Annotated in this window: 29 protein-coding genes and 2 tRNA genes; 16 read left to right on the top strand and 15 right to left on the bottom strand. The window is 64.6% G+C overall.

The genetic code is table 11. From position 1 onward, the window contains the following. Positions 1-48 precede the first annotated feature (48 nt). Positions 49-133 (top strand) — tRNA-Leu (locus AC6CIE_RS12995). Between the two features lie 217 nt (positions 134-350). On the opposite strand, the gene AC6CIE_RS12990 is transcribed toward AC6CIE_RS12995, so the two are convergent. Beyond that, positions 351-794, bottom strand: coding sequence for a GNAT family N-acetyltransferase (locus tag AC6CIE_RS12990; RefSeq protein WP_175124586.1), 444 nt, complete (start codon positions 792-794; stop codon positions 351-353). A gap of 119 nt (positions 795-913) precedes the next feature. On the opposite strand from AC6CIE_RS12990, the gene AC6CIE_RS12985 reads away from it, so the two are divergent. From AC6CIE_RS12985 to AC6CIE_RS12970, 4 genes are all read left to right on the top strand, one after another. Continuing rightward, positions 914-1,816, top strand: a complete 903-nt coding sequence (locus AC6CIE_RS12985; RefSeq protein ID WP_498092341.1) for a DMT family transporter — start codon at positions 914-916, stop codon at positions 1,814-1,816. A gap of 33 nt (positions 1,817-1,849) precedes the next feature. Continuing rightward, entirely contained in the window at positions 1,850-2,794 is a 945-nt protein-coding gene (locus tag AC6CIE_RS12980) for an AEC family transporter (protein WP_498092340.1), read from the top strand. 149 nt (positions 2,795-2,943) lie between these two features. Beyond that, positions 2,944-4,167: a YeeE/YedE family protein gene (locus AC6CIE_RS12975; protein WP_498092339.1), complete on the top strand. Its 1,224-nt coding sequence runs from the start codon at positions 2,944-2,946 to the stop codon at positions 4,165-4,167. Between the two features lie 200 nt (positions 4,168-4,367). Continuing rightward, positions 4,368-6,035 (top strand): FMN-binding glutamate synthase family protein, encoded by a 1,668-nt coding sequence (locus AC6CIE_RS12970; protein WP_175124590.1) that lies wholly within the window; start codon positions 4,368-4,370, stop codon positions 6,033-6,035. Positions 6,036-6,093: 58 nt separating this feature from the next. Here the strand turns inward: AC6CIE_RS12970 and AC6CIE_RS12965 are convergent, their stop codons facing one another. Together AC6CIE_RS12965 and AC6CIE_RS12960 are read right to left on the bottom strand one after the other, a co-directional pair. Next, positions 6,094-7,584 carry a phospholipase D-like domain-containing protein gene (locus AC6CIE_RS12965; RefSeq protein WP_175138758.1) on the bottom strand — a complete coding sequence of 497 codons (1,491 nt, stop codon included), beginning with the start codon at positions 7,582-7,584 and terminating at the stop codon, positions 6,094-6,096. 9 nt (positions 7,585-7,593) lie between these two features. Further along, positions 7,594-7,929 (bottom strand): ElaB/YgaM/YqjD family protein, encoded by a 336-nt coding sequence (locus tag AC6CIE_RS12960; protein ID WP_175124592.1) that lies wholly within the window; start codon positions 7,927-7,929, stop codon positions 7,594-7,596. 370 nt (positions 7,930-8,299) lie between these two features. Here AC6CIE_RS12960 and egtD point away from each other — a divergent pair, with 370 nt between their 5' ends. The 5 genes from egtD (at position 8,300) to AC6CIE_RS12935 (ending at position 11,830) form a co-directional block, all read left to right on the top strand. After that, complete coding sequence (gene egtD, locus AC6CIE_RS12955; RefSeq protein ID WP_498092338.1) at positions 8,300-9,277, top strand: L-histidine N(alpha)-methyltransferase; 978 nt, start codon at positions 8,300-8,302, stop codon at positions 9,275-9,277. A 36-nt stretch (positions 9,278-9,313) separates the two neighbouring features. Continuing rightward, positions 9,314-10,630 (top strand): ergothioneine biosynthesis protein EgtB, encoded by a 1,317-nt coding sequence (gene egtB / locus AC6CIE_RS12950; protein ID WP_498092337.1) that lies wholly within the window; start codon positions 9,314-9,316, stop codon positions 10,628-10,630. Positions 10,631-10,785: 155 nt separating this feature from the next. Beyond that, positions 10,786-10,862: transfer RNA gene (locus AC6CIE_RS12945), tRNA-Met, on the top strand. 240 nt (positions 10,863-11,102) lie between these two features. Continuing rightward, positions 11,103-11,396 carry a type II toxin-antitoxin system RelE/ParE family toxin gene (locus tag AC6CIE_RS12940; RefSeq protein WP_175124595.1) on the top strand — a complete coding sequence of 98 codons (294 nt, stop codon included), beginning with the start codon at positions 11,103-11,105 and terminating at the stop codon, positions 11,394-11,396. 89 nt (positions 11,397-11,485) lie between these two features. Next, on the top strand, positions 11,486-11,830 hold the full coding sequence (locus tag AC6CIE_RS12935) for an addiction module antidote protein (protein WP_175124596.1): 345 nt from the start codon (positions 11,486-11,488) through the stop codon (positions 11,828-11,830). 168 nt (positions 11,831-11,998) lie between these two features. Here the strand turns inward: AC6CIE_RS12935 and AC6CIE_RS12930 are convergent, their stop codons facing one another. The 3 genes from AC6CIE_RS12930 to AC6CIE_RS12920 all read right to left on the bottom strand — a co-directional run bounded on the left by AC6CIE_RS12930 (position 11,999) and on the right by AC6CIE_RS12920 (position 13,675). Further along, positions 11,999-12,922 carry a hypothetical protein gene (locus AC6CIE_RS12930; RefSeq protein WP_175124597.1) on the bottom strand — a complete coding sequence of 308 codons (924 nt, stop codon included), beginning with the start codon at positions 12,920-12,922 and terminating at the stop codon, positions 11,999-12,001. Positions 12,923-13,122: 200 nt separating this feature from the next. Beyond that, complete coding sequence (locus AC6CIE_RS12925; protein WP_175124598.1) at positions 13,123-13,314, bottom strand: hypothetical protein; 192 nt, start codon at positions 13,312-13,314, stop codon at positions 13,123-13,125. A gap of 109 nt (positions 13,315-13,423) precedes the next feature. Next, positions 13,424-13,675 carry a hypothetical protein gene (locus AC6CIE_RS12920; protein WP_175184438.1) on the bottom strand — a complete coding sequence of 84 codons (252 nt, stop codon included), beginning with the start codon at positions 13,673-13,675 and terminating at the stop codon, positions 13,424-13,426. Positions 13,676-13,934: 259 nt separating this feature from the next. Here AC6CIE_RS12920 and AC6CIE_RS12915 point away from each other — a divergent pair, with 259 nt between their 5' ends. After that, the gene (locus AC6CIE_RS12915; protein WP_175124599.1) at positions 13,935-14,126 is read left to right on the top strand and encodes a hypothetical protein; all 192 of its coding nucleotides are present in this window, start codon (positions 13,935-13,937) and stop codon (positions 14,124-14,126) included. A gap of 27 nt (positions 14,127-14,153) precedes the next feature. On the opposite strand, the gene yddG is transcribed toward AC6CIE_RS12915, so the two are convergent. After that, complete coding sequence (gene yddG / locus AC6CIE_RS12910; RefSeq protein WP_498092336.1) at positions 14,154-15,062, bottom strand: aromatic amino acid DMT transporter YddG; 909 nt, start codon at positions 15,060-15,062, stop codon at positions 14,154-14,156. A 117-nt stretch (positions 15,063-15,179) separates the two neighbouring features. Between yddG and AC6CIE_RS12905 the strand changes: the two genes are divergently transcribed. Then, a complete protein-coding gene (locus AC6CIE_RS12905; protein ID WP_286892838.1) occupies positions 15,180-15,398 on the top strand; it encodes a 6-phosphofructokinase in 219 nt (72 codons plus the stop codon). Between the two features lie 22 nt (positions 15,399-15,420). Here AC6CIE_RS12905 and AC6CIE_RS12900 read toward each other — a convergent pair whose 3' ends face one another. The 4 genes from AC6CIE_RS12900 to AC6CIE_RS12885 form a co-directional block, all read right to left on the bottom strand. Beyond that, entirely contained in the window at positions 15,421-16,995 is a 1,575-nt protein-coding gene (locus AC6CIE_RS12900; RefSeq protein ID WP_175184379.1) for a sensor domain-containing diguanylate cyclase, read from the bottom strand. Between the two features lie 160 nt (positions 16,996-17,155). After that, positions 17,156-17,377 (bottom strand): hypothetical protein, encoded by a 222-nt coding sequence (locus tag AC6CIE_RS12895; RefSeq protein WP_191576547.1) that lies wholly within the window; start codon positions 17,375-17,377, stop codon positions 17,156-17,158. A gap of 105 nt (positions 17,378-17,482) precedes the next feature. Then, positions 17,483-18,664 (bottom strand): AI-2E family transporter, encoded by a 1,182-nt coding sequence (locus tag AC6CIE_RS12890; RefSeq protein WP_246282972.1) that lies wholly within the window; start codon positions 18,662-18,664, stop codon positions 17,483-17,485. Positions 18,665-18,755: 91 nt separating this feature from the next. Beyond that, complete coding sequence (locus tag AC6CIE_RS12885) at positions 18,756-19,469, bottom strand: DUF3053 family protein (protein WP_495601985.1); 714 nt, start codon at positions 19,467-19,469, stop codon at positions 18,756-18,758. Positions 19,470-19,671: 202 nt separating this feature from the next. Here AC6CIE_RS12885 and AC6CIE_RS12880 point away from each other — a divergent pair, with 202 nt between their 5' ends. The 3 genes from AC6CIE_RS12880 to AC6CIE_RS12870 all read left to right on the top strand — a co-directional run bounded on the left by AC6CIE_RS12880 (position 19,672) and on the right by AC6CIE_RS12870 (position 21,792). Continuing rightward, positions 19,672-20,031: a hypothetical protein gene (locus tag AC6CIE_RS12880; protein ID WP_498092335.1), complete on the top strand. Its 360-nt coding sequence runs from the start codon at positions 19,672-19,674 to the stop codon at positions 20,029-20,031. Positions 20,032-20,731: 700 nt separating this feature from the next. Next, complete coding sequence (locus AC6CIE_RS12875) at positions 20,732-21,013, top strand: hypothetical protein (RefSeq protein WP_175124606.1); 282 nt, start codon at positions 20,732-20,734, stop codon at positions 21,011-21,013. An 86-nt stretch (positions 21,014-21,099) separates the two neighbouring features. After that, complete coding sequence (locus tag AC6CIE_RS12870) at positions 21,100-21,792, top strand: cytochrome b/b6 domain-containing protein (protein WP_175138765.1); 693 nt, start codon at positions 21,100-21,102, stop codon at positions 21,790-21,792. Between the two features lie 93 nt (positions 21,793-21,885). Here AC6CIE_RS12870 and AC6CIE_RS12865 read toward each other — a convergent pair whose 3' ends face one another. Next, positions 21,886-22,344, bottom strand: coding sequence for a c-type cytochrome (locus AC6CIE_RS12865; protein WP_175124608.1), 459 nt, complete (start codon positions 22,342-22,344; stop codon positions 21,886-21,888). 58 nt (positions 22,345-22,402) lie between these two features. Beyond that, complete coding sequence (gene purB, locus AC6CIE_RS12860) at positions 22,403-23,779, bottom strand: adenylosuccinate lyase (protein WP_175124609.1); 1,377 nt, start codon at positions 23,777-23,779, stop codon at positions 22,403-22,405. 162 nt (positions 23,780-23,941) lie between these two features. Here purB and AC6CIE_RS12855 point away from each other — a divergent pair, with 162 nt between their 5' ends. Next, a complete protein-coding gene (locus tag AC6CIE_RS12855) occupies positions 23,942-24,553 on the top strand; it encodes a glutathione S-transferase (protein WP_175124610.1) in 612 nt (203 codons plus the stop codon). 90 nt (positions 24,554-24,643) lie between these two features. Here AC6CIE_RS12855 and AC6CIE_RS12850 read toward each other — a convergent pair whose 3' ends face one another. After that, positions 24,644-25,462: a sulfite exporter TauE/SafE family protein gene (locus AC6CIE_RS12850; RefSeq protein WP_175124611.1), complete on the bottom strand. Its 819-nt coding sequence runs from the start codon at positions 25,460-25,462 to the stop codon at positions 24,644-24,646. Positions 25,463-25,546: 84 nt separating this feature from the next. Continuing rightward, positions 25,547-26,665, bottom strand: a complete 1,119-nt coding sequence (gene mnmA, locus AC6CIE_RS12845) for a tRNA 2-thiouridine(34) synthase MnmA (protein WP_498092334.1) — start codon at positions 26,663-26,665, stop codon at positions 25,547-25,549. Position 26,666: the final 1 nt, after the last annotated feature.

Below are 26,666 nucleotides of genomic sequence, written 5' to 3'. Positions count from 1 at the left end.
GCTGAACACGAAACGAAGCGAAAGCGACGCAACATGTGAAGCAACAGCGCCCAGGTGGCGGAATTGGTAGACGCGCACGGTTCAGGTCCGTGTGCCGCAAGGTGTGGAGGTTCGAGTCCTCTCCTGGGCACCAATTACTACATCACGAGGTACCTGTCGTGATGCGCCAAAAGAAAAACCCCGAATGCGAAAGCGTTCGGGGTTTTTGCTTTGTGCGCGCGTTTTTGTTTTGCGTGCGCAGGTCTTTGGCACGGTTCTTTGGCGCGGTTCGTTGTTTCGCAGGCGCGGCCTTTCGCTGTTCGCGGACTGCACCGCAGCCCATCGGCTGCGGTGCATGATCGTGCAGCGCCCTACTTCAACGTGCGCGTCATCACCACGTGCGGAATGCCCGCCTCGACAAATTCCTCGCCTTCGGCCTTGAAGCCATGCGCCTCGTAAAAGCCTGCAGCATGCGTCTGCGCATGCAGCACCAGCATGCGATGGCCGTCGCCGTGGCCCTGGCCGATCAGCGCATCGAGCAACTGTCCGCCCACCCCCATGCCGCGCGCACGCTTGTGAACCGCCATCCGGCCGATGTGACCGTCGGGCAAGAGACGCCCCGTGCCCATCGGCGTGCCATCGGGCCCGTAAGCCACGGCGTGCACGGACACGGCATCGTCGTCGTCCATCTCGATTTCCGGCGGTACGTTCTGCTCGACCACGAACACCGCATGGCGCACCGAATATGCATCGTCGCGCAAGCGATCCCAGGTCCCCAGCGCGATACGCACCGTTGTTTGTCTATTGGCCGACATGTCCTTCCCCCTACGTTGCAGCAAATGAATAACTGAATCCTACGCCGCATTTTGGCAGGGATGAAGAACGCGCGAAAAGGGGTACGATCGCGGCTTGCCCTTGCCGCCCCTGGTCCGCCATGACGCCTGCCGCACCCCCTGCCTGGTTGAAAGCCGCACCCGCGCTCTTTCTCGTGCTGTGGTCCAGCGGCTTCGTCGTATTGAAGGTGGGCCTGGCCTACGCCGATCCGCTCACGTTTCTGGCGCTGCGCTACGCCTGCGTGCTGCTGATCCTGACCCCCCTGCTGCTCGCCCTTCGCCCGCCGCTCCCCACCCGCGCCAGCGCATGGGGTCATCTGGCCATGGTCGGTTTGCTGTTGCAGGCCGGCTACTTCTGCTTTACCTACCTGTCGCTCAAGCAGGGCATGTCGGCGGGCGGGGTGGCCCTCATCACTTCGCTTCAACCCATTTTGATCGGACTGCTGGCGCCGGCACTCGCGCATGAACGCGTCGACGCGCGGCGCTGGGCCGGATTGGCGCTGGGCGTGACGGGCGCCGCGCTGGTGATCGTGGCCAAGGCCTCGATCGATGTGCTGGCGCCATTGGGACTGACTTTCGCGATCGGGGCCTTGCTTTGCCTGACCGGCGGCACGCTCTACGAAAAGCGCTTCGGCGCCCAGATCCATCCGGTCGAGTCCAACTTTGTCCAGTACGGCGTCGGACTTGCCGTGTCCGCGCCGCTGGCATTTTGGCTGGAACCGATGCACATCGACTGGACGGGCCCGTTGCTGGGTTCGCTGGCGTATCTGGTGGTCGGCAATTCGCTCGTCGCCATTACCTTGCTGCTGGCCATGATCCGCCATGGCGAAGCATCGCGCGTGTCCGCGCTGTTTTTCCTGGTGCCGCCCTGCACGGCGATCATCGCGCTGCTGATCCTGCGCGAACCCATCCCGCCGCTGGCCTGGCCCGGCATGGCGCTGGCCGCGCTGGGCATCCTGCTGGTCACGCGCAAAACGGGTAAGACCGGCGACGGCGGCAAGTAGAATGAGCGCCTTTCCGCCTTCGCGCCCTCGCCCATGAACGCCGTCGTCACCGCCGCCCTGCCGGTCTTTGCGTTGATATTGACCGGGTGGCTGGCCGCCCGCTGGCGCATCCTGGGCACCAATGCGACCGACGCCCTGAACCGCTACGTGGTGTACCTGTCCTTGCCCGCGCTGCTGTTCCGCGCCATGACGCAGGTGGATCTGGCGCACATGGCCCACTGGGGATTCGTTGGCGCGTTCGCGGGCGGCGTCGCCATCACGTTCCTGGTGTCCTTTCTGCCGCGCAAGCGCGGACCGCAGTCGCTGACCGACCGCAGCATCGAAGGCCTGGCGGCGTCCTACGCCAACGCCGGCTACATGGGCATTCCGCTATGCCTTGCGCTGCTGGGCGCCGACAGCCTGGCGCCCGCCACGTTCACCACCTTGCTGACCGCCAGCGTGCTCTTCGGCTTTGCCATCGCGCTGATCGAGTTCGACCGCCAGCAGACACCCAATCTCCCTGCGACGCTGCTCAAGGTGGGTCGCGCGCTGGTACGCAATCCGCTGCTCGCCGCCCCGGTTCTGGGTCTTGGCTGGGCCGCCACCGGCTTGGCGCTGCCCGAAGGCGTCGACCGCTATGTGGCCTTGCTGGGCGCATCGGCCAGCCCGTGCGCGCTGGTGACCATCGGCCTTTTTCTCGCGCAGACCGAAACCGCCAGTTCCGGTCCCGGCGTGTTGCGCCTGGTGATGGGCAAGCTGCTGCTGCAGCCGGCTGCGACGGCGGTGCTGGCGTTCTACGTGTTCTCGATGCCGCCGCTGTGGGCCTGGACTGCCGTTCTGATGAGCGCGCTGCCTATCGGCACCGGCCCCTTCATGCTGGCCAAGATGTATGGGCGCGATGCCCGCGTCACGTCGCGCGCCATTCTCGTCAGCACCGTGGCGTCGGTGCTGACGGTCAGCCTGCTTGTGGCGTGGATCAGCGCGCATCCCGTCTCGTGAACGCGCGAGCACTTTATATAACTTTAAGTTATCGTTAAAGCACAATTCCTTCGTTTGAGAAATTTAACGACAGGACTAGACTGACGGCTATTCCCACGGGTGCGACTACGCACCCGTTTGCATTTACGTCTTGATCCTCGGGATTTTCCATGAGCGCCAACGCTTCCTCCCTGCCCCTGTCCCCGGCCCTGCCGCCCATCCAGATCAACCGCAAGCCGCTGTGGATCGCGCTGCTGCTGGTGCTGGCCGGCGCGCTGTATCTCAACCAGACCGTCAGCTGGCGCCAAGGCGCGCTGTGGGTGATCGGCGCGCTGCTCGGCGTCACGCTGTACCACGCCTCGTTTGGCTTCACGCAAGCCTGGCGCGTGTTCGTGTCGGACCGCCGCGGCGCGGGCCTGCGCGCGCAGATGCTGATGCTGGCCGCGGGCGTGCTGCTGTTTTTCCCCTTCCTGGCCGCCGGCACGCTGTTCGGCCAGCCGGTCAACGGCTTCGTGTCGCCCCCGGGCGTGTCGGTCGTGCTGGGCGCATTCCTGTTCGGCATCGGCATGCAATTGGGCGGCGGCTGCGCGTCGGGCACCCTCTTCGCGGTAGGCGGTGGCAACACCCGCATGGTAGTCACGCTGCTGTTCTTCATCGTCGGTTCGGTCATCGCCACAGCCAACTTCGGCTGGTGGTCCAGCCTGCCCGCACTGGCGCCCACCTCGCTCATCAAGACCTGGGGCCTGGCGCCCGCCATCCTCGCCAACCTGGCCGTCTTTGCCCTGATCGCATGGATCGCCACCGTGCTGGAAAAGCGCCGCCACGGCCACGTCATTTCCTTTGCATCGCGCACCGCTCGCCCGGCCTCGTTGCTCCAGGGCCCGTGGCCGCTCATCTGGGGCGGCGTGGCGCTGGTCGTGCTGAACTTCGCGACGCTGGCGCTGGCCGGTCGTCCGTGGGGCATCACGTCGGCATTCGCGTTGTGGGGCGCCAAGGCGCTGGATGCGGCGGGCGGCGACGTCGCCACCTGGGCCTATTGGGCCAAGCAGCCGTCCCTGGCCGCGCCGCTGCGCCAGGACGTCACGACCGTCATGGACATCGGCCTCATGCTGGGCGCACTGGCCGCCGCCAGCGCGGCGGGCAAGTTCGCGCCCGTCTGGAAGGTGCCGGCGCGTTCGCTCGCCGGTGCGGTAATCGGCGGCCTGCTGCTCGGCTACGGTGCGCGCCTGGCCTTCGGCTGCAACATCGGCGCCTACTTCAGCGGCATCCTGTCGGGCAGCCTGCATGCCTGGCTGTGGCTGCCTGCCGCCTTCGCCGGCAGCGCGCTGGGCGTGCGCCTGCGTCCGCTGTTCGGCCTGGCCGTCGAGAAGACGCCCTCGGCGTCCAGTTGCTGAGAAACTGTGTTCCAACAATGGCCTCCTGATGCAGGAGGCCATTTTTTTTGGCTCGCCGTAACGCCAGCAGCCATGCGGGTTCCGGCGCGCCGCAAGGCTGCGCGAGACCCGCGGCACCGCGCGCATGTGGGGCGCGCCATTCATCCGCCAGACGGCTGCGCTGGTGTATGGTGGCTCCATTCCGAAATACGGAGATGCACATGAACTGGATAGCCGGCCGCTTCACGGCCTTTTTCCTGACATTGGCCGGCGCGGTGATCACCGCGGTCCTGGCCGCCACCGCATCCTTGTGGTGGCTTGCCGCAGCAGTGCCGCTGGCGCTGCTGGGCGCATTGGGCGTGTACGACCTGATCCAGCCGCGCCACGCCATTCGCCGCAACTATCCGGTGCTGGGCAACCTGCGCTTTCTGTTCGAATTCATCCGCCCCGAGATCCGCCAGTATTTCCTGGAAGACGACACCCAGGCCTCGCCGTTCTCGCGCGCGCAACGCTCCATCGTGTATCAGCGCGCCAAGCGCGAGATCGACAAGCGCCCTTTCGGCACCCAGGAAGACGTCTACGGCGACCGCTACGAATGGATCAACCATTCCATGTCGCCCTCGCACATCAACGACACCGACTTTCGCGTGACCGTCGGCGGGCCCGATTGCACGCAGCCTTATTCCATGTCGGTGTTCAACGTATCGGCCATGAGCTTTGGCGCGCTGTCGGCCAACGCGGTGCTGGCCCTGAACGAAGGCGCACGGCAAGGCGACTTCGCGCACGACACTGGCGAAGGCGGCATCAGCCGCTACCATCGCCAGCCCGGCGGCAGCCTGGTGTGGAACATCGGTTCGGGCTACTTCGGATGCCGCGACGAGCACGGCGCGTTCTCGGAAGAAGCCTTCGTGCGCAACGCCTGTACGCCGCAGGTCAAGATGATCGAGATCAAGCTGTCGCAAGGCGCCAAGCCCGGCCACGGCGGCATCCTGCCGGCGGGCAAGGTGACGATCGAGATCGCCGAAGCGCGCGGCGTGGCGCCCTGGCAGGACTGCAACTCGCCGGCCAGCCATTCCGCGTTCGACAGCCCCATCGGCCTCATGAAGTTCGTGGCGCGCCTGCGCGAGCTTTCGGGCGGCAAGCCGGTCGGCTTCAAGTTCTGCGTGGGGCATCCCTGGGAATGGTTCGCCATCGTCAAGGCCATGCTGGAAACCGGTATCACGCCCGATTTCATCGTGGTGGACGGCGCGGAAGGCGGCACGGGCGCGGCGCCCGTCGAATTCGTGGATCACGTCGGCACGCCGCTGCGCGAGGCGCTGCGCCTGGTGCACAACACGCTGATCGGCGTGAACCTGCGCGACCGCATCAAACTCGGCGCGTCGGGCAAGATCATCACCGCCTTCGACATGGCGCGCGTGATGGCTATGGGCGCGGATTGGTGCAACGCCGCGCGCGGCTTCATGTTCGCCATCGGCTGCATCCAGGCCCAGGCCTGCCACACCGGCAAGTGCCCCACCGGCGTCACCACGCAGGATCCGTTGCGGCAACGCGCGCTGGTCGTGCCGGACAAGGCCCAGCGCGTGGCGAACTTCCACAAGAACACGCTGCACGCGCTTGCCGAACTGCTGGCTGCGGCAGGCCTGACCCACCCCAGCCAACTGCGTCCTCACCATATCGCGCGCCGCATCTCGCCCAGCGAGATCCGCCTTCTGTCCGCGCTGTTTCCGGAACTGGCGCCCGGCGAACTGCTGCGCGGTGAATTCCGGCATCAGGTCTTTCGCGCAGGCTGGGCGATGGCGCAGGCGCAGTCGTTCCAGCCCACGCACGACATCACCACCGCGCTCGCGCGCGAGCACGCCGCCCAAGCCGCCGCAGCCGGCAATTCCTGAGCGGCGCGGCGGGCGGGCCTGTCGCAGCACATCGCGCCAAGCCCGCCTGCCGCGTTCGCTACAGCCAGCGCTCGAACATGCGCGAGAACGACTCCATGAAGCGGTCGTCCAGGCCGCGCTCCTTCCAGGCCTCGGGCGTGATCTGCACGGCATCGGCCACGTCGCGCTGGAACAGCGCTTCCATCTCGGCCGCGAACTCGGGGCCCAGCACCACCGCGTTGATCTCATAGTTCAGCGCAAAGCTGCGCCAATCCATGTTGCTGGAACCGACGGTCGACCAGACGCCGTCGACCACCGCCGTCTTGGCGTGCAGCAGCGCGTCGCGCCGTTCGTAGATCTTCACGCCGGCGCGCAGCAGATCGGTGTAGTGCGACCGTCCCGCGTGGAACACCAGCGACGAATCGCTGAATCCCGGCAGCACCAGCACCACGTCCACGCCCCGCCGCGCCGCCGACTGCAACACCTCGATGAACGCGGGGTCCGGCACGAAGTACGCCATCGTGATGTGGATGGATTTCTGCGCACTTTCGAACGCGGACATCAGCGTCAGATAGACCGTATAGCCGTCGCTGCGATCGGGCTGGTTGGCCAGGATGCGGACCGTGGTGTTGCCGACGGGCGGCGCGACCTGCGAATCGCCGCCCTTGATGGGCTCCTTCGCCTGCGACGCCCAACCCGCCTGCAACACCTGCTCCAGTTCGGCGACCGCCGGGCCTTCGATGCGCAAATGCGTGTCGCGCCAGGGCGCGGAATCGGCGTCTTCCGGCGGGTCGCCCGCCTTATCGCCAGAGCCGCCCCCCGAGCCGCCACCCGAGCCCGAGCCGCCCCCGCCGGAGAACGACGACGACTCGTACACGCTGCTGACGTTGATGCCGCCCAGGTAGCCTACCTTGCCGTCAACGACCAGCACCTTGCGGTGATTGCGCTGGTTCGGCGACCAGCCAGCCCGGGCGTTGACCGGATTGACGGGATTGAAGACGGCCACCTGCACGCCCGCATCGCGCATCCGCTGGAACAACGCATCGGGCGTCTTGATCGTCCCGACCGCGTCCACCATCAACGAGACCTCGGCGCCGCGGTTGCGCGCCGCAATCAACGCCTCGGCAAAGCGCTGGCCTTCGGCGTCGTCCTCGAAGATGTAGGTTTCCATGTGGACGTAGCGGCGCGCCTGACCAATGGACTGCAGCATCGCCTTGTACGTGCTGGGACCATCAGCCAGAAGGCGCACTCGGTTGCCTTTGACCAGCGGCGCGCCGCTGACCGCCTGTTCCACTGCCAGGTGCCTGGCAAGGAAGTCGTCCTTCGGTGTTTGAGGGTCCGCAGCAATGCCTTGCCCGCGACGGTAACTGTCCTGCGCGGCATCCGCGGACAGGCCCGCCTGCGAGGCGCGCGCGTGCCGTTCCTGCGCGTCGGGGACGCTGGCGCAGGCGGCGAGCACGGACGCCACGCACGCAAACAGCACGGCGCGCGCCCATCGGCGCGCGTCGACCGTCAGTTTGTGCAAGGTATTGTGCGGCCCACCCCGGCTCTCGGCCGGTAATGGGCTCATCATGCGCCTCTAGCGTCGGTTGCCTGCCACGAAAATGCAGCCGAGCACGGCGCCCACCAGCGCCGCCACGCCGACCGACTTCCACGCATTCTCATGCACGTACTCGTCCGCGTAAGCGGTGGCCCGGCGGGCCCGTTCGCGCGCGACGACTTCCCAGCCGCCCGCGGATTCACGCGCATCGGCGAGTTGGCGCTTCAGGCGCGCACGCGCCGATTCGATTTCGGAGCCCGTATACGACGCAGTCGAACGCAAGAGGTCCTCCGTTCCGGCGAGCAGCTCGTGGAAGCTGTCATTCACGCGTTCACGATGCAAAGCCATTTCAGCGCGCTGGTGCTTTCGATTCATGGTAGCTCCTTGTTTTTTTTGGACCGTACCCGCGACACCGCCATTGCCTGATGCAACGCAGCATCGCCAGGACTGCGGGACACATCGTTCCGCATGGCCGAAGCCCCATTGTCCATAGCAACGGCCATAACTGCCCGAGCTTTCGCAACCAGCCGTAAACCGATATTTCAGCGGCGCGAAACTTGCTGATGGGGCTGTCTGGCCCGTGCCCAAGGTGAGGCAAACACCTTGTCGCTTCCGGCCAAACGCGTTTTCGATTTCGTAAAAGTCCATTGCATTCAGAGGCTTGGCGCTTGACACCCGAACCCCCTCGGCCGCCACAATAGGTCTTCGCAATGCGCTTCAACCGCCCCAAAAAGGAACTGAACGCATGGTTTCCCCTTCCGCACTCCTTGCCGCCGTTTCTCCTGAATTCGTCGCGCAAGAACCGCAGCATCAAAGCGCCGAGCAGATCGAATTGCACGACGGGTTGTTGGACAGCCCGGCCCACATCGACCCCAAGTTTCTGTACGATGCCCTCGGCTCGTCGCTTTTTACGGCCATCACGCAGCTGCCCGAGTACTACCCGACGCGCTGCGAGGACGAAATCTTCCGCCGCCATGGCGCGGATATCGCCCGCCACGTCGGTCCGGTGCAGGCCATGATCGATCTGGGCGCCGGCGACTGCGTCAAGGCCGAGCGGCTGTTTTCAAGCCTTCGTCCCAGCCACTATGTGCCGGTCGACATTTCTGCCGACTATCTGCAGGCGGCTGTCCGCCGGCTAAAGCTGTCCTATCCCGACATGCGGATCACGGCCGTGGGGCAGGATTTCTCGCATGAACTTGCGTTGCCGGCCGACATCCCGATGCAGCAGCGCCTCTTCTTTTATCCGGGCTCCAGCATCGGCAACCTGGGTCCCGACAGCGCGTACGCCATGCTGCGGAGGATTCGCGAAGCGTGTCCCGGCGGCGGGCTGCTGATCGGCGTTGACCGCGTCAAGCCCAGAAGCGTGCTTGAACCCGCGTACGACGACGCGTTGCATCTGACCGCCGCGTTCAATCTGAATCTGCTGCGCCACGTTAATGCGGTGCTGGGCAGCGATTTCAATGTCGACGACTGGCGCCATGTGGCCATCTTCAATAGCGAACGCTCGCGGGTCGAGATGCACCTGGAAGCGCAGCGCGCATTGCGCGTGACCTGGCCTGACGGCCATCGCGACTTCAAGCGCGGCGAGCGCATCCATACGGAGAACTCGTACAAGTTCACGCCACAGGCCTTCAGCGACCTGCTCCATCGCGCAGGCTTTGGCAATGTCGAACACTGGTCGGATGCCCGAGACTGGTTTTCTGTTTTCAGCGCCCGCGCCTGACGCGGGACCACCCACGACGCCCCCCGGAGGATCGCCATGGACCCCGCTTGCCTGCTGACCCATCCCGCCATCGCGCCCTACGCGAGCGGACAGGCTGGACCGCACGACCGCTACGACGCCGTGCGCTCGACCACAACCGCGCTGGCCGCGCCACTGAGCCCCGAAGACTGCCAGGTCCAATCCATGCCGGACTGCAGCCCCGTCAAATGGCATCTGGCCCACACCACCTGGTTCTTCGAGACGTTCCTGCTGGCGCGCTTCGACACATCGACGCCGCCCTTCCATCCGCAATACCGGATGCTGTTCAATTCCTACTACAACGCTGTCGGCGCAAAGCATCCGCGGCCGCAGCGAGGCCTCCTGTCGCGCCCGCCGCTCGCTGAGGTGCTGCGGTACCGCCAATACGTCGACGAAGCGATGCACGCGCTGATTTCGCGGCTGGGCGGCAACGATGCCGACTTCGACGCCCTGCTCGAACTTGGCCTGAACCACGAGCAGCAGCACCAGGAATTGATCCTCACCGATCTCAAGCACATGCTGTCGGCCAATCCGCTCAAACCCGCCTACGTGGCGCCCGGCCAACCCGCACAGCCGCCCGCCACGGACGCCGGCTGGACCCGCTACGAGGGCGGCATCACGCGCATCGGCCACGACGGACGCGGCTTTGCGTTCGACAACGAAGGCCCCGCTCACGACGTCCTGCTGACGCCCTTCTCTCTTTCTGATCGTCTCGTGACCCAGCGGGAATTCCTGGACTTCATCAACGACGGCGGCTATGAGCGGCCCGAACTGTGGCTGTCCATGGGTTGGGACATGGTGTGCGCGCAAGGCTGGCGCGCCCCGCTGTATTGGGAAAGCGACGACGATGGCTGGCGCGTCTTCACATTGCGCGGCATGCAGGCGCTGGAACTGGAGGCGCCCGTCACGCACGTCAGCTATTTCGAAGCCGACGCCTATGCGCGATGGGCGGGCGCACGCCTGCCGCGAGAAGCCGAATGGGAACACGCCGCCCGGCAGATGTCCGAAGACACCTACTCGGCCCGAGCCAACCTGCTTGAAAACGGCCACCTCGACACGCGCCCCGCCCCCGAACGCAACGGCCAGCGCGGTCCGGTGCAGCTGTTCGGCGACGCGTGGGAATGGACGTCGAGCGGCTACGACGCCTACCCCGGCTTCAAGCCCAGCGCTGGCGCGGTCGGCGAGTACAACGGCAAATTCATGTGCAACCAGTACGTGCTTCGAGGCGGCTCCTGCGCCACGCCTCGTGATCACATCCGGCCGAGCTACCGTAACTTCTTTCCGCCCGAGGCGCGGTGGCAGTTCTCCGGGATCCGGCTGGCTCGGGATGAATGAGGGGATTTGCGCCGCTGGCGAGCCGTTTGGAACACCGGATAGGCCGGGCGTGAAAAAATTGGCGCCGGTTCGCTTGCACTGCAAAAAAACTTCGTGCTAGAATTTCGTTCTTCGTTGAGCAGCACTTGCAACGCAAACTGTTCAGCAAAAGGGATGGCGCATTAGCTCAGCCGGTTAGAGCGACGGAATCATAATCCGCAGGTCCCCTGTTCGAATCAGGGATGCGCCACCAAAGAATTCAAAAGGCCCGCACATTGTGCGGGCCTTTTTCGTTGACGGCGTTCAACGCTGCTTCATCTTAGGTTCACTATCCATCGCGCTAGTACCCATCAGCCGGATCAGTGCCTCACTTTACCCGCCCGGTCCGTATGTATCCCAAAGGATACTATCGATTGACTTTACGTATCCGCGAGGATACAGTGCATCATCCGCGACCAGTCAGTAGGGGTGTTGAAGATGTTAGGCGCCAGGGATGAAAGACCTGGAAAGCACCGAAGACTATGACGAGTTCGAAGCAGATTTAAAAGATCTGCGGGCTCGCGCAAAAATCCAGGCACGAATTCAACGGCTGCGTGCCGGCAATCCGGGTGACCACCGAAATCTCGAGAAAGGCGTATCGGAACTTCGGATTGATATCGGCCCGGGATACAGGGTCTATTACACGCAGCGGCAGGATGGGACGCTTGTGATCCTCCTCGCAGGAGGCAACAAGTCCACGCAACAAGCTGACATTGCAAGAGCTTACCGATTGGCTACAAGCCTTTGATCTCTTGCCTTTGAGCGACGATGCGGCGTGATTGCACTAGTGGCAATCACGCCTTGGTAATCAGGCTCCATACGCATAGGAGCAGAAACATGGCAAAGCTTCAAACAAAAAAATACGACATCGCTGAGCGGCTCCGTACCGCCGAAGAGATGGCGCTTTATCTGGACGCTTGCATCGAGGAGAGTGATGGAGACGCGGCGTTCATTGCAAAGGCGCTCGGCGATATCGCCCGTGCGCAAGGGATGACGAAGATCGCAAAGGACACGGGCATGTCGCGCGAGAGCTTGTATAAGGCGCTATCTGGTGAGCGGTCCCCCGATTTCGCGACGATTCTCAAGGTCATGGGAGCGTTGGGAATTTCTTTGCGCGCAGCCGCCGCTAATCGGCCGAATGTTGACGCCGCCGCTTTTGGCAACATCGCCTGCTCCCGATAAACTTTTCGTCGAAGCGCGCTTCTTCCGAAGCGTCATTTCAAACTTGTCCCCGCAACGGACTCATAATCCGTTGATGACGAGCTGAACCGAAAGTACCGAACGTTAAGAACAAAATGGCCCGCACACCGTGCGGGCCATTTTCATTCGGACAATACAGGCGTCAGCCCATCAAGTCCGATACACCGTATCGCGCCGGCGGCCGCCCCACGTCGCCGCCAGGCTTGCCACGAACGCGCCGATCAGCATCGACGCAAAGCCCCACAACGCGAATGCCGCAGCGGCCTTGCGCGCCGCGTCCGCGGCTTCCTTGGCCTTTACCTTGGCTTCTTCCGCGGTCTTCTTGGCGTTCTGGATCGCCTCGTCGACGCGGCGTTGCGCCACGGCGGGCTCAACGCCGGCCTGCGCGGCCACGACCTTCACCACGTAATCGCGATCAGCGGGCGTCATCTCGCCACGGGTGATGCTCATGGCAACGATGCGGCCCACTTCGGCACGTGCCGCTTCCGGGTCAGTGTTGGCCTCGGGACGTTCCGAGCGCATCAGGGTGTCGGTGAGATAGTCGGTGGCGCGTTCCATGCCACCGTTGCTGCCTGCACCCGCCGCGCCGGCCGTCGCGGCCGCAGTTGCCGCGGTGCCGGCAGTGGCCGCCACCGATGCGCCGGCCTTGGCCACGCCCGATGCCATGGACGCCAGGGCCGACCCCAACAGCGCGGCGCTGACCACGGCGCTCAGCGCCCAGACCAGAAAGCCATGCGCGGTGTCGCGGAAGTAGACCTCATCCGAGTGCACGTCGACCCACTTGGTGCGCAGGCGTCCAGCGACATAGCCGCCAATGCCGTACGAGAGGATCTGAGTGAGCAGCATCCAGACAATGATGCCAATACCGATGGTCGGGGCCGACACGCCCTCGTCGCCCCACGGCGATACGGACAGGAAACCCAGGCCGGTGCCACCGGCAAACAATGCGAGCGAAAGCGCGGCGGCAATCACCGCGCCGGCGAAGACCGCCGCCCACGACACGGCCGAAATGGCGGACTCACGTGGAGGCACGCCATCGGCATAGGGTTGGCTCAATGAAGACGTATTTTGCATGATCGATCCTTGTCCAGAGTCTTACGCAACCGCGCTGACGCGGGTGCCAAAGCGGAAATGACGAACCGGCCTTCAGTGCCAGAACAGCGCCAGCAGAATGATGATGGGAATGGGCACGCCAAGCAGCCACAACAGGATGGAGCGCATGGAAACCTCCTTGCTTCGATAAATGGATATGGATGAAGTGACGCCGGCCGCAATCAGGCCAGGTCGATGGTGCCCGGAGCACGGGGGTCCGGCGCGGGCGGCGTTGGGTCGATGACGTCGGGATTGTCGGTGGGACGACCCGGGTCCGGACGCGGATCGTCCGCAGGGGCGGTACCCGGAAGCGCCGGATCGTCCGGCGTGAGATCGTCCGGCTGTCCGGGTTCTCGATGCGGGATCTGGGACATGATTGCCTCTCCTTCAAGCAGCGCAAGATGCGCCTCGGATGAGCATCAGCAAGTGACGTGCCCGGCCCCCATCAGGGTTTCAACACCATCAGCGAAAACGTAAGCGCCGTCAGTCCTTGCGCCGATTGCCGGCGGGCACGGCCCCGCGATCGGGCGTCTCGCCCGCAAGAAAAGCAACGACCGCGGCCTTGCCGGCGGCAGAGGCCTCATCCTGGCTGGTGTATCGCTTGTCCGAGTAATTGGTGCTGCGCACATTTCCAGATTCAGGATCAAGCAGCGTGATGATCCATGCGAATTCACCTGGCGCAAGCTGCCGGACCTGCAAGGTGGCGCGCGTGCCGGGACGTAGTTCTTGCGGCATCTGGCGGCCTCTTCCGTGTTTCGATGACGCCATCGTAGCGCAATCGCGGGGGCCCGCCACGGACGGACGCGGCGCGTGAAAAATGCTGCGCTTGCACACGATTTTCATGCTGCAGACTGCGCGGCTAATCCGCCACAAAGCGCCCTGCCTGCAAGGAAAACCCTAGGGTGCAGTCCTGCAATACAGGCGCACAATCGTCTCAAACATAAGACCGCAAAGCGGCGCCGAATCCCCTAAATCAGGCGAGGACGGAGACAACATGACTTACTTGGCAGTTTTCATGAGCTGTTTGATGGTTATGGGTATCGTCGCGTTGGTGATTCAAACGATACGAAGCGCGGGGCCCGAGCCCTGGCTGAAGATATCGGCGGCGATTGTCAGTTCCACCTTTGCATCGCTGATGCTGGTCCCGTTGGGGTTCGCCGTGGCCCTGACGATGCTCGTCGAGTAGTCTCCCCCAACGTAGACCAAGCCCGGACTATCCGTTGCGGGCCGGTCTGCCGCGGGTTGCCGCCCAACACAACAATGAACCGGCGGTGACCATCGCCACGCCCTGCCAGAACGACAGGGTGAGCGGCGTCGCCAACCAGAGCGCGGCAAAGAAGGTGGAGAAGACCGGCGTGAAGTACGACGCGGTGGCCAGCAAGGTTAGGTTGCCTCGCAGTATCCCCACGTTCCAGAATGCGTAGCCGCTGGCCATTGCGCCGCCGGCCGCGCATAGCTCGATCGTGGCGGGCGCCGTGAACGCAAGCGCGGGTTCCGCGCTGATCGCGTATTTGATCCACAGGACAACAGCGGTCAGCACGAAAAACAGCGCGACGCCGTTCTTGCCGTCGGCAAAGCGTTTGGTCACGTTGCAATACACGGCCCAGATGATGGCGCCGCTGAACGCCAACCCATAACTGAGAGGATTGCTCGACACATTGGCCACGGTGCGTTCATACGACAGCCCGCCGGCTCCGCCAACGACCCACACGATGCCGCACACCGACAACAAGATGCCCGGCGCTACCCAGATGCTTGCCCGCTGGCCATTGATGAGCATGGCAAACACGACCGTCAGACACGGCCACAGATAGTTGACGATGCCCAACTCGATGGCTTGCCCCCGATCGGCCGCGAATCCCAGCGACAGCGACAGGCAGATCTCGTAAGCGACGAACAGCATGCTGCCCGCGATGAGATAGGACCGGGGAAACGTGCGCAGCTTCGGGAAGCCCAGCAACAACACCAGGAAGATCGAACCCACCGTATAGATGAGCGCGGCGCCGCCGATCGGGCCAAAGTTTTCACTGACGCCACGAATCAGTCCGACGACCGTGCCCCATAGCAGGATCGCCAGCAAGCCGAGGGAAGTGGCCGCATTCCGGCCAGGACTCAATTGCATTACCGATTCCGATTGCGCGCCGGGCCTGTACGAGAACTGGGCTGGCCCGGCGCCAAGGCGGCAAGTTTAGCGAAAACCGAACGGAGAAATCGCGGCATGGCTATTTCGACACGCAGGATGAGCGACGTGCTGGCAAGCACGGATTCAGGGCGGCTTTACCGCATTGAAGTGTTCTTGCGGGCGGAGGATGCGGGCGCCGGCATCCTGCCGCGAACCGGCGGGCGCTACATATTCAGAACATCCGAAGGTGACGCCGTCATCGCGCTGGACGACAAGCGGTATCGTCTGGGATCCGGCGAGGTCCTGACTGCGCTGGCGCCGCGCCACGACACCTGACACGCCCAGACCCGCGGCGGGCTTACTGATCCAGCGCCACCCGCCGCTTGCCCAGACCCTTGGCCCGATACAACGCCACGTCCGCGCGCTCGAGCAACTGCAGCATGGTGGTGCCAGATTGCGGATACACGGCGATGCCGATGCTCGCCGACACCGCGACGCGCACGTTGGGATACGGCAGCGACAGGCTCTCGACCAGCGCCTCGGCAACCAGCCGCGCGTTCTCCTGGTTGGCGCCCAGCAACAACACGGCAAACTCGTCACCGCCCAGGCGTGCCGCCACGTCGGAAACCCGGATGGCGCTTGCCATGCGGTCGGCGGCCTCTTTCAGCACCGTATCGCCCGCGGCATGGCCATGCATATCGTTGACGGCCTTGAAGCCGTCCAGGTCGATGGCCAGGATCGAGAACGCCTCGCCGCTGCGCTGCGCGACCGCCAGCTCACGCAGCACGAGTTCGCCGAACAGCACCCGGTTGCACAGACCAGTCAGCGGATCGTAGTGCGCCAGATGCTGCGCGCGCGCCAGCATGCGCGACGCCTGCAGCATGGCGGCGCCCACTTCCTGGGCTTCCTTGATGCGTGTGGCAGGCAGTTCCACGGTACGGCCCTCGCCCAGCGCCAACGCCGGCGCGACGAGCCCCTGCACGGCCGACGTCAGCCGGCTCGCCAGCCTGATCGCCAGCCACAGCCCCAGGCCGAACGCGAACAACGTGCCCATGCCGATCCACGCAATGGAACGATAAAGGTCCGTGGTCAGCAATTGCATCGGCGCGCCGGCGGCAACCGTCCAGCCCGACAGTGCCGACCGGCTGAACGCGGTGTAGACCGGCGTGCCTTCCTTGGTGATCGTTTCGAGCGACCCCTCGCCTTCCTGCTGCACGGCGCGGGCCAGCGCGGGCACCGCCTTCTGGCCAACGAATTTCGACGTGTCGCGGGTGCGGGCGACGATGGTTCCGGCGTCGTCCAGCACGGCAGCCACCCAGCCCTCGGGCAAGGCGCGGCGGCCCAACACATTGCCGATGCGTTCGGGCGACAGCCCCACATTCAGGCTGTAGACCACCTCCCCGCCTCGCACGACCGGCACGCCGAGCGCGATGGTGGGATCCTTGGTCAGACCGCCGGTGAACAACCCCGTCAGCACCGGCATGCGCGATTGGAAGACGCGAAGCAGCTCATCTGGCGCGCCGGTGGACGGTAACGCCGTGCCGTAGGGCACTTGCGTGTTGATGATCTGGCGCCCTTCCTTGTTGGTCAGGACGTAGCTGTCGACGATCTGGAACCGCACGGACTCGCGCGCACGGCGATGAAAACCGGCAAGGTCTCCTTCGACCAGGTCCGGCGATGACGCCAGCATCTGCAAGCCGGCTTCGACGCCCGTGAGCTCGCGATCGAGGATTGCCGTGAGATTGCGCGCCAGAAAGATGGTGTCGCGAAAGATGCGTTCCTTCTGGATGACGTAGCTTTCGTAGACCGCGACCGTCGCCACGATGAGCGCGGGGGTGATACAGGCAAAGACAAGGGCCAGCAGGCCCGTGCGCATGGAGTAGCGGCGCGCCTGGCGGCGGCGCACGCCCGCACGCGTTTCGCCGTCAGACATGGCGCGCCTCGCCACTCAGGTTCCGCATTGCGCGGACGTTCGACCTAAACAACACCCGTGGGCTCATGCGCCTCCCCGTACGCCCTCCCGGCACCCCCGCCGGGCCTGGATGGAAACTCAGAGATTATTGCAGAACGCGCCCGCTGCCGCCTTTTGCGGCCTACGTCTCTTCCAGATCCGGCGTGCCGGTAAATTGGCTCTTGAGCAGCGTCAGCGCACCTTTTTCGGCCAGCGCCTCGTTGGGGAACACGTGCTTGGTGTCTTCCAGGATGGGAAAGCCGAAGACGCGCACGCGGGTGTGGTACCCCTCAGGCGTTTCGGCAAATTCGATGTCAAAGTTGCGTTCTTCGATCCAGCCCGACCGATGCAGTTTCCATTCCATATCCAACGCGCTCCTGTTTGGCGAAGTTGACACGAAAGGCCGGCCGCAATGACCGGCGCTGCTACACCATACACCCGGCCGGGCGCACATGGGCGCCCGGCTCGGTCAATCGTCGCGGGACTGGCGATCCCGGGCCAGCGCGGCCTGCGTACCGGCAGTGGCGCCGCCCGCTGCCGCCGGCGTGCCGGCGACGGGGTTGCCCGGCAACGGCGCGCTCGCTGCGGGGACGACCGTCGGATCACTTGCCGCGGGCGAGAACAGATCCCAGCTTGCCATGAACAGCGCCGCGATCAGCGGACCGATGACAAAGCCGTTCAGGCCGAACAGCGCCATCCCGCCAAGCGTGGAGATCAGGATCACGTAGTCGGGCATCTTCGTATCCTTGCCCACGAGAATGGGGCGCAGGATGTTGTCGACCATGCCGATGACCAGCACGCCGAACGCGATGAGCACGGCGCCCTTGACCACGGAGCCCGTCAGCAGGAAATACACGGCCACCGGCGCCCAGATCAGTCCCGCGCCAATCGCCGGAAGCAGCGACAGGAACGCCATGATCACGCCCCAAAGCAACGCGCCCTGGATCGACAGGATTGAGAAGATGATGCCGCCCAGCGCGCCCTGCGCCGCCGCCACCGCGACGTTGCCCTTTACGGTGGCGCGCACGACGGTCGTGAATTTGCGGAACAGGTGCTGCTTGTGCATGTCGCTCAGCGGCACCGCGCGCCGCAGCCGCGCCGAAAGCTGGGGCCCGTCACGCAGCAGGAAGAAGAGCAGATACAGCATGATGCCGAAGCTGACCACGAACTGGAACGTGTCCTGTCCGATGTTCAGGGCTTGGGTCGCCAGGAACTGGCTTGCCTGCATCGCGCCGGCGCTCAGCTTGTCCTGCAGGCTGGGAATGTCGGCCAGGTCGAAGCGCGCCAGCAGCGCATGCACCGACGGCGGCAAGGCGTCCATTGCCTGTTGGAAGTACGCGCCAAAGTTGATCTGGCCTGACTTGATGCTTTGATAGAGGCTCGCGCCTTCGCTCACCAGCGAGCCGCTGATCACGACCAACGGAAGAATCACCAGCAGCAGCACCAGCAGCAGCGTGATGAGCGCGGCGAGATTGCGCCGGCCGCCAATGCGCACCACCAGGCGGCGCTGCAAGGGCGCGAAAAGAATGGCCAGAATGGTGCCCCAGAACACGGCCCCATAGAAAGGCCACAACAGCCAGCCGAACGCGATGGTGACCACCACCAGCAAAAGCACGAAGGTTCTGTAATGCACGCCTGAAGATTCGCTCATGGTGTGTCCAAGGCACGGCATGCGCCGCGAGAGCCGCATTGTACAAAGCGCCGCCTGGCGCCGCTTGCATCGGGACGAGGCTGATCCACGGCTATGGCGCCTTCGAGCCGGCGCTCGCTGCCTGCAGCAGCGTGGCGCGGGCGGCTTCAAGACCGTCGGACTGCGCATTCAGCGCTTGCAGACGCAGGTTCAGTTCCTGTTGCAACGTCGGTTTCGCCACCTTCGTCTGCCCATCCTCGAAGGTGACGTCCGCGCCATTGGCAGCCACGAAGTCCGCAATGCCCAGCGCGTCGCGGGCGACCGAGTCCATCCTGGCCGCGGCCTCCATCATGTCGGCAGCCGGCGCTGTCACCGCCTCGTCGTAGACGCCGTCATACACGGGCGCCAGATCGGCGGGCAATGTCAAGGCCGCGCGCGCCTTGTCGGCCTTGCTTCGCGCCGCCTGGACCTGCGCGGCGCTGTCTGCCAGCGTCTTGCGCGCCGCCTGCAGGCTGGCCTTGCGCTCCACGATCTCACTTACCGACCGGATCGTCTCCACGGACAGCACTTCGCGCAGCGGCGCGGCCGCCTTGGCCATGGCGTCCTGGAAATCCGTCATTACTTCATAGGCGTCGTCGTAATCCCCGATCGCGTCCTTTTCCTGCTTGCTCAACAGGCCGATCGGCAAGAGCGTCACGTTGTTCATGCGGACTTGCAAAACCTGTATGAACGCGGCGCGCTCCTGCGGCTCCTTGTTGACGCAGGCCGCCAGCAACAGCATCGAAACCGCCGCCATGCCCGCCACCCACGCGCGAACCCAACCCATGCGCATCCTTTTGCACTCCGATTCTGCAGATTACGGGAAGATTATCCGGTAGCCCCGAGCTTGGATCCGAATGGGGCGAAATTTGTTGCCATCGAAGCGAGTTGACACAGGGAGAGCGGCGCGCATGCCCGCGGCGCCGGCGTCCTCTAAAATCACGGATTCGGCGGCGTTCGGCCGCCCGCAACACACACTGGCTGCCCCCATGACTCAGAACGCTTCTCCCCTGCCCTGGGGTTTCACGCTCCCGGATTGCCGCGGCGCGAACTCCTTGCTCCTTTTCATGAACGACCTGGCGCGGGTGGTCAACCAGTACCTCGGCCACGGCAAGCTGTCGGAAGAAGCGCTGGCGGACGCCCAAAAAGCCGTGGACGCGCTGCTGGAACGCTATGTGGAGATTCAGGCGGCGCCCGAGGCCTTTGACGACGAGCGCATCGAACTGGCGCTGGAAACCTTGCCGCAGCCCGACGGCACGACCAGCGCCCAAGTGGCGCTGCGCATGTCGCCGCGCCTGGAAGGCCTGATCATCGAGGCCCAACGCCAGGCCCGTCCCGCGGCGCACTAACGCGCGTTTGCTCGGCCGGATGCCTATCCGGCCGAAAATGCTTGCATAATCGCGTATTCTCCGATAATATCGCCCGTTGGATCTGCGCAGTCGTACCCCGGTACGCCATGTCCGCCACGAACTGCTCACACCAAGGCTCACCCCAGGCTGGCCGCAAAAAGCCGCTGCCACAATCAGATCCACTACCGTAAGCTCTGCGTCCTTGCGAAGTACAACGCAAAATACGCAAACCCAGAGCACCATCGGAAACCACACGCCTTCGCCCATCCGCCAGTCCGGATCGGCCTGAAGCAGATACACCCAAACAACACGTTGCTTTTCCGGAAGCAGCGACGCATGCCGCGGTCCAACCACCGCGAGCGCCAGAGCCAACCCACTCTGTGCGCACCCAGGGCTGCATCGGCGCACGCTACCGCGCCGGCAACCATGCCTGTGTATGGCGCGCCTGCGCCCTGCAGCCCGACCGATGCCCGCCAGGACTGGACGAAGGCATCACCCCGCCGGCCCGGCGCGCAAAAAACATGAGAATGCGCAAAAGAACGGCAGCAGCAATGCGTTAGTGTCATGTAACGCCTGTCCAATACATCCGGCGGACAAGGCGCTTCGCGAAGGTCCGGCCAGTGCCCTGCATTTGCCCGCCCTGCGCGCACCATGACAAGACGCAGCTTTTCCAATAACTAGAACCTAAAGAGAACACAACATGAATACTCGTTTCACCACCACCGAACTGATCCGCCGCCCGGCCCATACGCAGCTTGACGACATGCCCATCCACATCGGCGACATCGTCTACCTGAAGCCGGCCAACGGCCCCGAGATCCGCGCCACGGTCATCTTCAACGCGCCGATCAACGGCACCACCACCTACACCACCGAAGTCGTGCCGTGCGGCGCGCCCGCGCAAAAGACGCCCGCCCAGCGCATCCGGTTCCGCCACGAACACGTGCATCGCATCGAACCGGTGCGCCGCAACGCTCGCTAAGCAGACCCGACACCGCCGCGCTTACCCCGCGGCGGTTTGCTTTGTGCGTGATAAATTCCCTGCAACTTCAGCCCGCTGATCTCACCATGCAGAACAATCGTCTTGCGGTCCGCATCTGGGACCTTCCCACCCGCCTCTTTCACTGGGGACTTGTCGTCTGCATCGTCGGCGCGTTCGTCAGCGTGAAGCTGGGCGGCCTGTACATGGACTGGCACGTGCGCTTCGGCTGTACGGCGCTGGGCCTCATTATCTTCCGCGTGCTGTGGGGCTTTGCCGGACCGCGCTATGCCAGGTTCGCGCATTTCGTTCGCGGCCCCGGCGCGGTGGCCCGCTACCTGAAGGGCGCCGCCGCGCCCGCCGGCCACAATCCGCTGGGCGCCCTGTCGGTCATGGCATTGCTGCTGGTCGTGGGCTTTCAGGCGGTCAGCGGCCTGTTCACCACCGACGACATCATGACGCAGGGTCCGCTGTTCGGGCACGTATCCGAAGCCACCGCCAGCGCCATGACGTCCTGGCACAAGCTCAATGAATGGGTCATCATCGGCCTGGTCGCCCTGCACCTGCTGGCCGTCACCTGGTACGTGGTAGTGCGCCGCAAGCGTCTGGTGCGCGCCATCATCACCGGCAACGTCGACGCCAAGGACGTGCCCGCCGGCACGCCGCCCGCTCAGGATGGCCTGGCCATCTGGCTGCGCGCGCTGTTGCTGGGCGCCTGCGTGACCGGGCTGGTGCTGTGGATACGATCGCTCGAGGTCGTGTCCGACATGTCGTTCTCCTGACCCTGCCCAAGCCAACAGCCCATGAAAAAAGCCCCTTGACGGGGCTTTTTGCTTGCCAGGACGACGGGCCGGATCTGACAACGGCCCGATGCCTTATTTCTTCTTGCGGTACGAATCGTGGCAGGCTTTGCAGCTGGCGCCGACGTCACCGAAGGCCGCGCGCAGCTTGTCCAGATCGCCGGCATCGGCGGCTGCCGACAGTTTCACGATGTTGTCCTGGAACGCCTGCTGCTTCTGCTTGAAGCCAGCCGCGTCGCTCCAGATTTCGGGACGGGCGTCACCGCCTTCCGTACCCGGGCCGAAACCCGCCCACGGCAACGCCGACAGCGTCTTCAGCACATCGACGTTGGCCTTGATCTGCGCGGCGTCATAGGGCGCCTGGCCCTTGACCACCGGCGCCATGCGGCCGAAGTGCGAGCCGATCAGTGCAAGCGCCGACTGGCGGTACTTGACGGCATCTTCGGGCTTGGCGAATTGCGCGGAGGCGGACGTTGCCAGCAGCGGACCCACCGTCATACAGGCCAGCGCAGCGAGCGTGGACAACTTCTTCATTGATTTCTCCCGTAGGTACAACGTGAAAGCCGCGCGCGTGACGCGCGCGGCACGGCGACTATACCGCCCGGGCCAGCTCGGCAGCCAGACCAATGTACGAGCGCGGGGTCATCGCCAGGAGGCGGGCCTTGGGCTCTTCAGGCAGCGCCAGGCCCTGGATGAATTCTCGCAGAGCCTCTTCGGTGATGCCCTTGCCGCGCGTCAAGGCCTTGAGCTGCTCGTACGGCTGCGGCAGACCATAGCGGCGCATGACGGTCTGCACCGGCTCGGCCAGCACTTCCCAGCAGGCGTCGATATCTGCGTCGATGGCAGCCGTGTTGACTTCGAGCTTGCCCAGGCCGCGCATGCAGGCATCCCACGCCACCAGGCAGTAGCCCAGGCCCACGCCGAGGTTGCGCAGGACGGTGGAATCGGTCAGGTCGCGCTGCCAGCGGGAGATCGGCAGCTTGTCGGCCAGATGGCGCAGCACGGCGTTGGCCAGACCCAGGTTGCCTTCGGAGTTTTCGAAGTCGATCGGGTTGACCTTGTGCGGCATGGTCGACGAACCGACCTCGCCTTCCTTCAGGCGCTGCTTGAAGTAGCCCAGCGCCACGTAGCCCCAGATGTCGCGATCCAGGTCCAGGATGATGATGTTGGCGCGGGTAATCGCGTCGAACAGCGCGGACATCCAGTCATGCGGTTCGATCTGGATGGTGTGGCGGTTCTGGGTCAGGCCCAGGCCGGTCAGCACGCGCTTGCTGAACTCTGGCCAGTTGATTTCGGGATAGGCGGACAGGTGGGCGTTGTAGTTGCCCGTTGCGCCGTTCAGCTTGGCCAGGGGCTCGACGGCCACAACGGCGGCGATGGCGCGGTTCAGGCGCGCGGCCACGTTGGCGAATTCCTTGCCCAGCGTGGTCGGGCTGGCGGGCTGGCCGTGGGTGCGCGACAGCAGCGGTTGATCGGCGTTGGCGACGGCCAGGTCGTTCAGCTTGGCGGCGACTTCGCGCAGGCGCGGCACCACGACCTGGTCGCGGGCGCGCGACAGCATCAGCGCGTGCGAGGTGTTGTTGATGTCTTCGGACGTGCAGGCGAAGTGGATGAATTCTGCGGCGCGGGCCAGTTCGGCGTCATCGGCAACCTTTTCTTTCAGCCAGTACTCGACGGCCTTCACGTCGTGGTTGGTGACGCGCTCGATATCCTTGATGCGGCCGGCGTCCGCCTCGGAGAAGTTGGCGACCAACTGGGCCAGGCGCGCGCGGGCGGCCTCGGAGAAGGCCGGCAGCTCGGGCAGACCGGCGTCGGACAAGGCGATCAGCCAGGCGACCTCGACTTCGACGCGGTGCGCCATGAAGCCGGCTTCGGACAGCAGACCGCGCAGTGCGTCGCCCCGGGAAGCGTAGCGGCCATCCAGTGGCGAAAGGGCATTAAGTTGGCTCAGCTGATCGGCGATTTGCATGGTCTGGTAGGGAAAAAGCGACGGATGGGAAAACCCGGCGATTTTATCATCCGGGGCCGCCTGACATTGTGGCAAACTGACGAAGATTCCGCCCTGCGGACAATTCCGGCCGTCATACAGCCTGCTATACTTCGGCCGCTTTCCGACTCCGCTTGTGACTCCATGAAACTGATCGGCTCGCTTACCAGTCCCTACGTGCGCAAAGTGCGTATCGTCATGGCCGAGAAAAAGCTGGACTACCGGCTTGAACTCGAAAACGTCTGGTCCGCCGACACGCAGATCCAAACGTACAACCCGCTGGGCAAGGTCCCCTGCCTGGTGATGGAAGACGGCGGCGCCCTGTTCGATTCGCGCGTCATCGTCGAATACGTGGACACCTTGTCTCCCGTCGCCCGGCTGATTCCTCAGCAAGGGCGCGATCGCGCAGCCGTCAAATGCTGGGAAGCCATCGCCGATGGCGTCCTGGACGCCTGCGTGACCATCGTCAAGGAAAACCAGCGCCCCGAGGCCCAGCGCAGCCCCGAATGGATCGAACGCCAATACGGCAAGATCCACGCCAGCCTGGACGCCATGAACAAAAGCCTGGGCGACAACGCCCATTGCATGGGCATCAACTACAGCCTCGCGGACATCGCGGTCGGCTGTGCCCTGGGCTACCTGGACCTGCGCTTTGCCACCCTGGACTGGCGCACCGGCCAGCCCAATCTGGCCCGCCTGTACGACAAGCTGTCCCAGCGCCAGTCGTTCATCGACACGGTGCCCAAGACGGCCTGACGGCCGGCCAGAAATGCCCGCAAAAACGCCCGGCTCGACCGGGCGTTTTTTCGTCCGGCCGCTTTCCGCGGCCGGTTTTCCGTATATCGATCAAACCGTCCAGGTCTGCCAGGCCTTGAACAGCATGTACGCCGCCAGCGCGAACAGCAGCGCGGCGAACACGCGCTTGAGCGTCTGCACCGGCAGGCGATGGGCCATGCGCGCCCCCAGCGGCGCCGTCAGGACGCTGGTGCAGACCAGCGCCAGCAATGCCGGCCAGTAGATGAAGCCGAGCATCCCCGGATAGGTCTGGGCTTCGTTCAGGCCCGAAACGATATAACCCACGCTGTTGGCCAGCGCGATGGGAAAGCCCAGCGCCGCCGAGGTCGACACCGCATTGTGCAGGGCCACGTTGCACCAGACCATGAACGGCACCGACAGAAAGCCGCCCCCGGCACCGACCAGGCCCGACAGGAAGCCGATGCCCGCCCCCGCCGCACTGGTGCCGACCACGCCCGGCATCTGGCGCGTGGGCTTGGGCTTCTTGTTGCGCAGCATGCTCCAGCCGGAGTAGCCCACGAACAACGCGAAGAACAGCGACAGCCACAGCGTGCTCAGCGCGGCAAACACTGCGCCGCCCGACAGCAGCCCGCCGATGATGATGCCCGGCGCCATCGCCGCGACGATGCGCCACTTGATGGTGCCCCGCTGCTGGTGAGCGCGCACGCTGGAAATGGAGGTAAAGAGGATCGACGTCATGGACGTGGCGATCGCGGCGTGCACCACCAGGTCGGCCGGCATGCCCTGCCAGGTAAACAGCATTGTCAAAAAGGGAACCAGCAGCATGCCGCCGCCAATGCCCAGCAGGCCCGCGGCAAAGCCGACCACTCCGCCCAACACCAGCAGGCAGATCACCATCGTCACATCCACAACCGTCTCCTCAGTTTTATTGTCATGAACAAGGCCCCGCGGGCATGGCTCCGGGGGGCCTTGGTTACGTGCAGCGGGGACTGCTTAAATAATGATCCCGCCACCCAGGCAAACCTCGCCATCGTATAGCACGGCCGACTGCCCGGGCGTCACCGCCCATTGCGGCTCGGTGAAATCCAGCGAAAACGTCTCGGGCGCCGCATCGCCCAGGCGGCAGGCCGCGTCGGCTTGCCGATAGCGGGTCTTGGCGCCGTAGGCGCCCGCTGCCGGCGAGTGGCCGGCCACCCAGCTCGCGTCCTGCGCCTTCAGATCGCCGGACAGCAGCCAAGGATGGTCATGCCCCTGCACGACGTACAGCACGTTGCGTTCCAGATCCTTGCGCGCCACGTACCAGGCCTCGGCCGTGCCGTCGTCCCGCTGGCGGCCCTTGACACCGCCCACGCCCAGCCCCTTGCGCTGGCCCAGCGTGTAGAACGAAAGCCCTTCGTGGCGGCCGACCTTCTGCCCTTCGGGCGTCAGGATGGGACCGGGCTCGGTGGGCAGGTAACGGTTCAGAAATTCCCGGAACGGCCGCTCGCCGATGAAGCAGATCCCGGTGGAATCCTTCTTGGCGGCGTTGTGCAGGCCTATCTCGTGCGCGATGCGCCGCACTTCGGTCTTGTGGATCTCGCCCAGCGGAAACAGCGTGCGCGACAACTGCGCCTGGTTCAGGCGATGCAGGAAGTAGCTCTGGTCCTTGGATGCGTCCAGCGCCTTCAGCAACTGGAACTGCGAGCCGCCGCCCTCAGCGGGTACTTCACGAACGCGGGCGTAATGGCCGGTCGCGATGTGTTCTGCGCCCAGCGCCATGGCGTGGTCGAGGAACGCCTTGAACTTGATCTCGGCATTGCACAGGACGTCGGGGTTGGGCGTACGGCCCGCGGAGTATTCGCGCAGGAAATCCGCGAACACGCGGTCCTTGTATTCGGCGGCGAAGTTGACGTATTCGAACTCGACGCCGACCAGGTCGGCGACGCTGGCGGCGTCCAGGAGATCCTGGCGGGTGGAGCAGTATTCGGAATCGTCGTCGTCTTCCCAGTTCTTCATGAACAGGCCGACGACCTCGTAGCCTTGCTGTTTGAGCAGCCAGGCGGTGACCGAAGAATCGACCCCGCCGGACATGCCGACGACAACGCGGCCTTTCTTGGTGGATGTTTGACTCATG

Source organism: Achromobacter sp. GQ309 (assembly GCF_059759315.1).
This window is presented reverse-complemented; position numbering and strand designations above follow the sequence as displayed.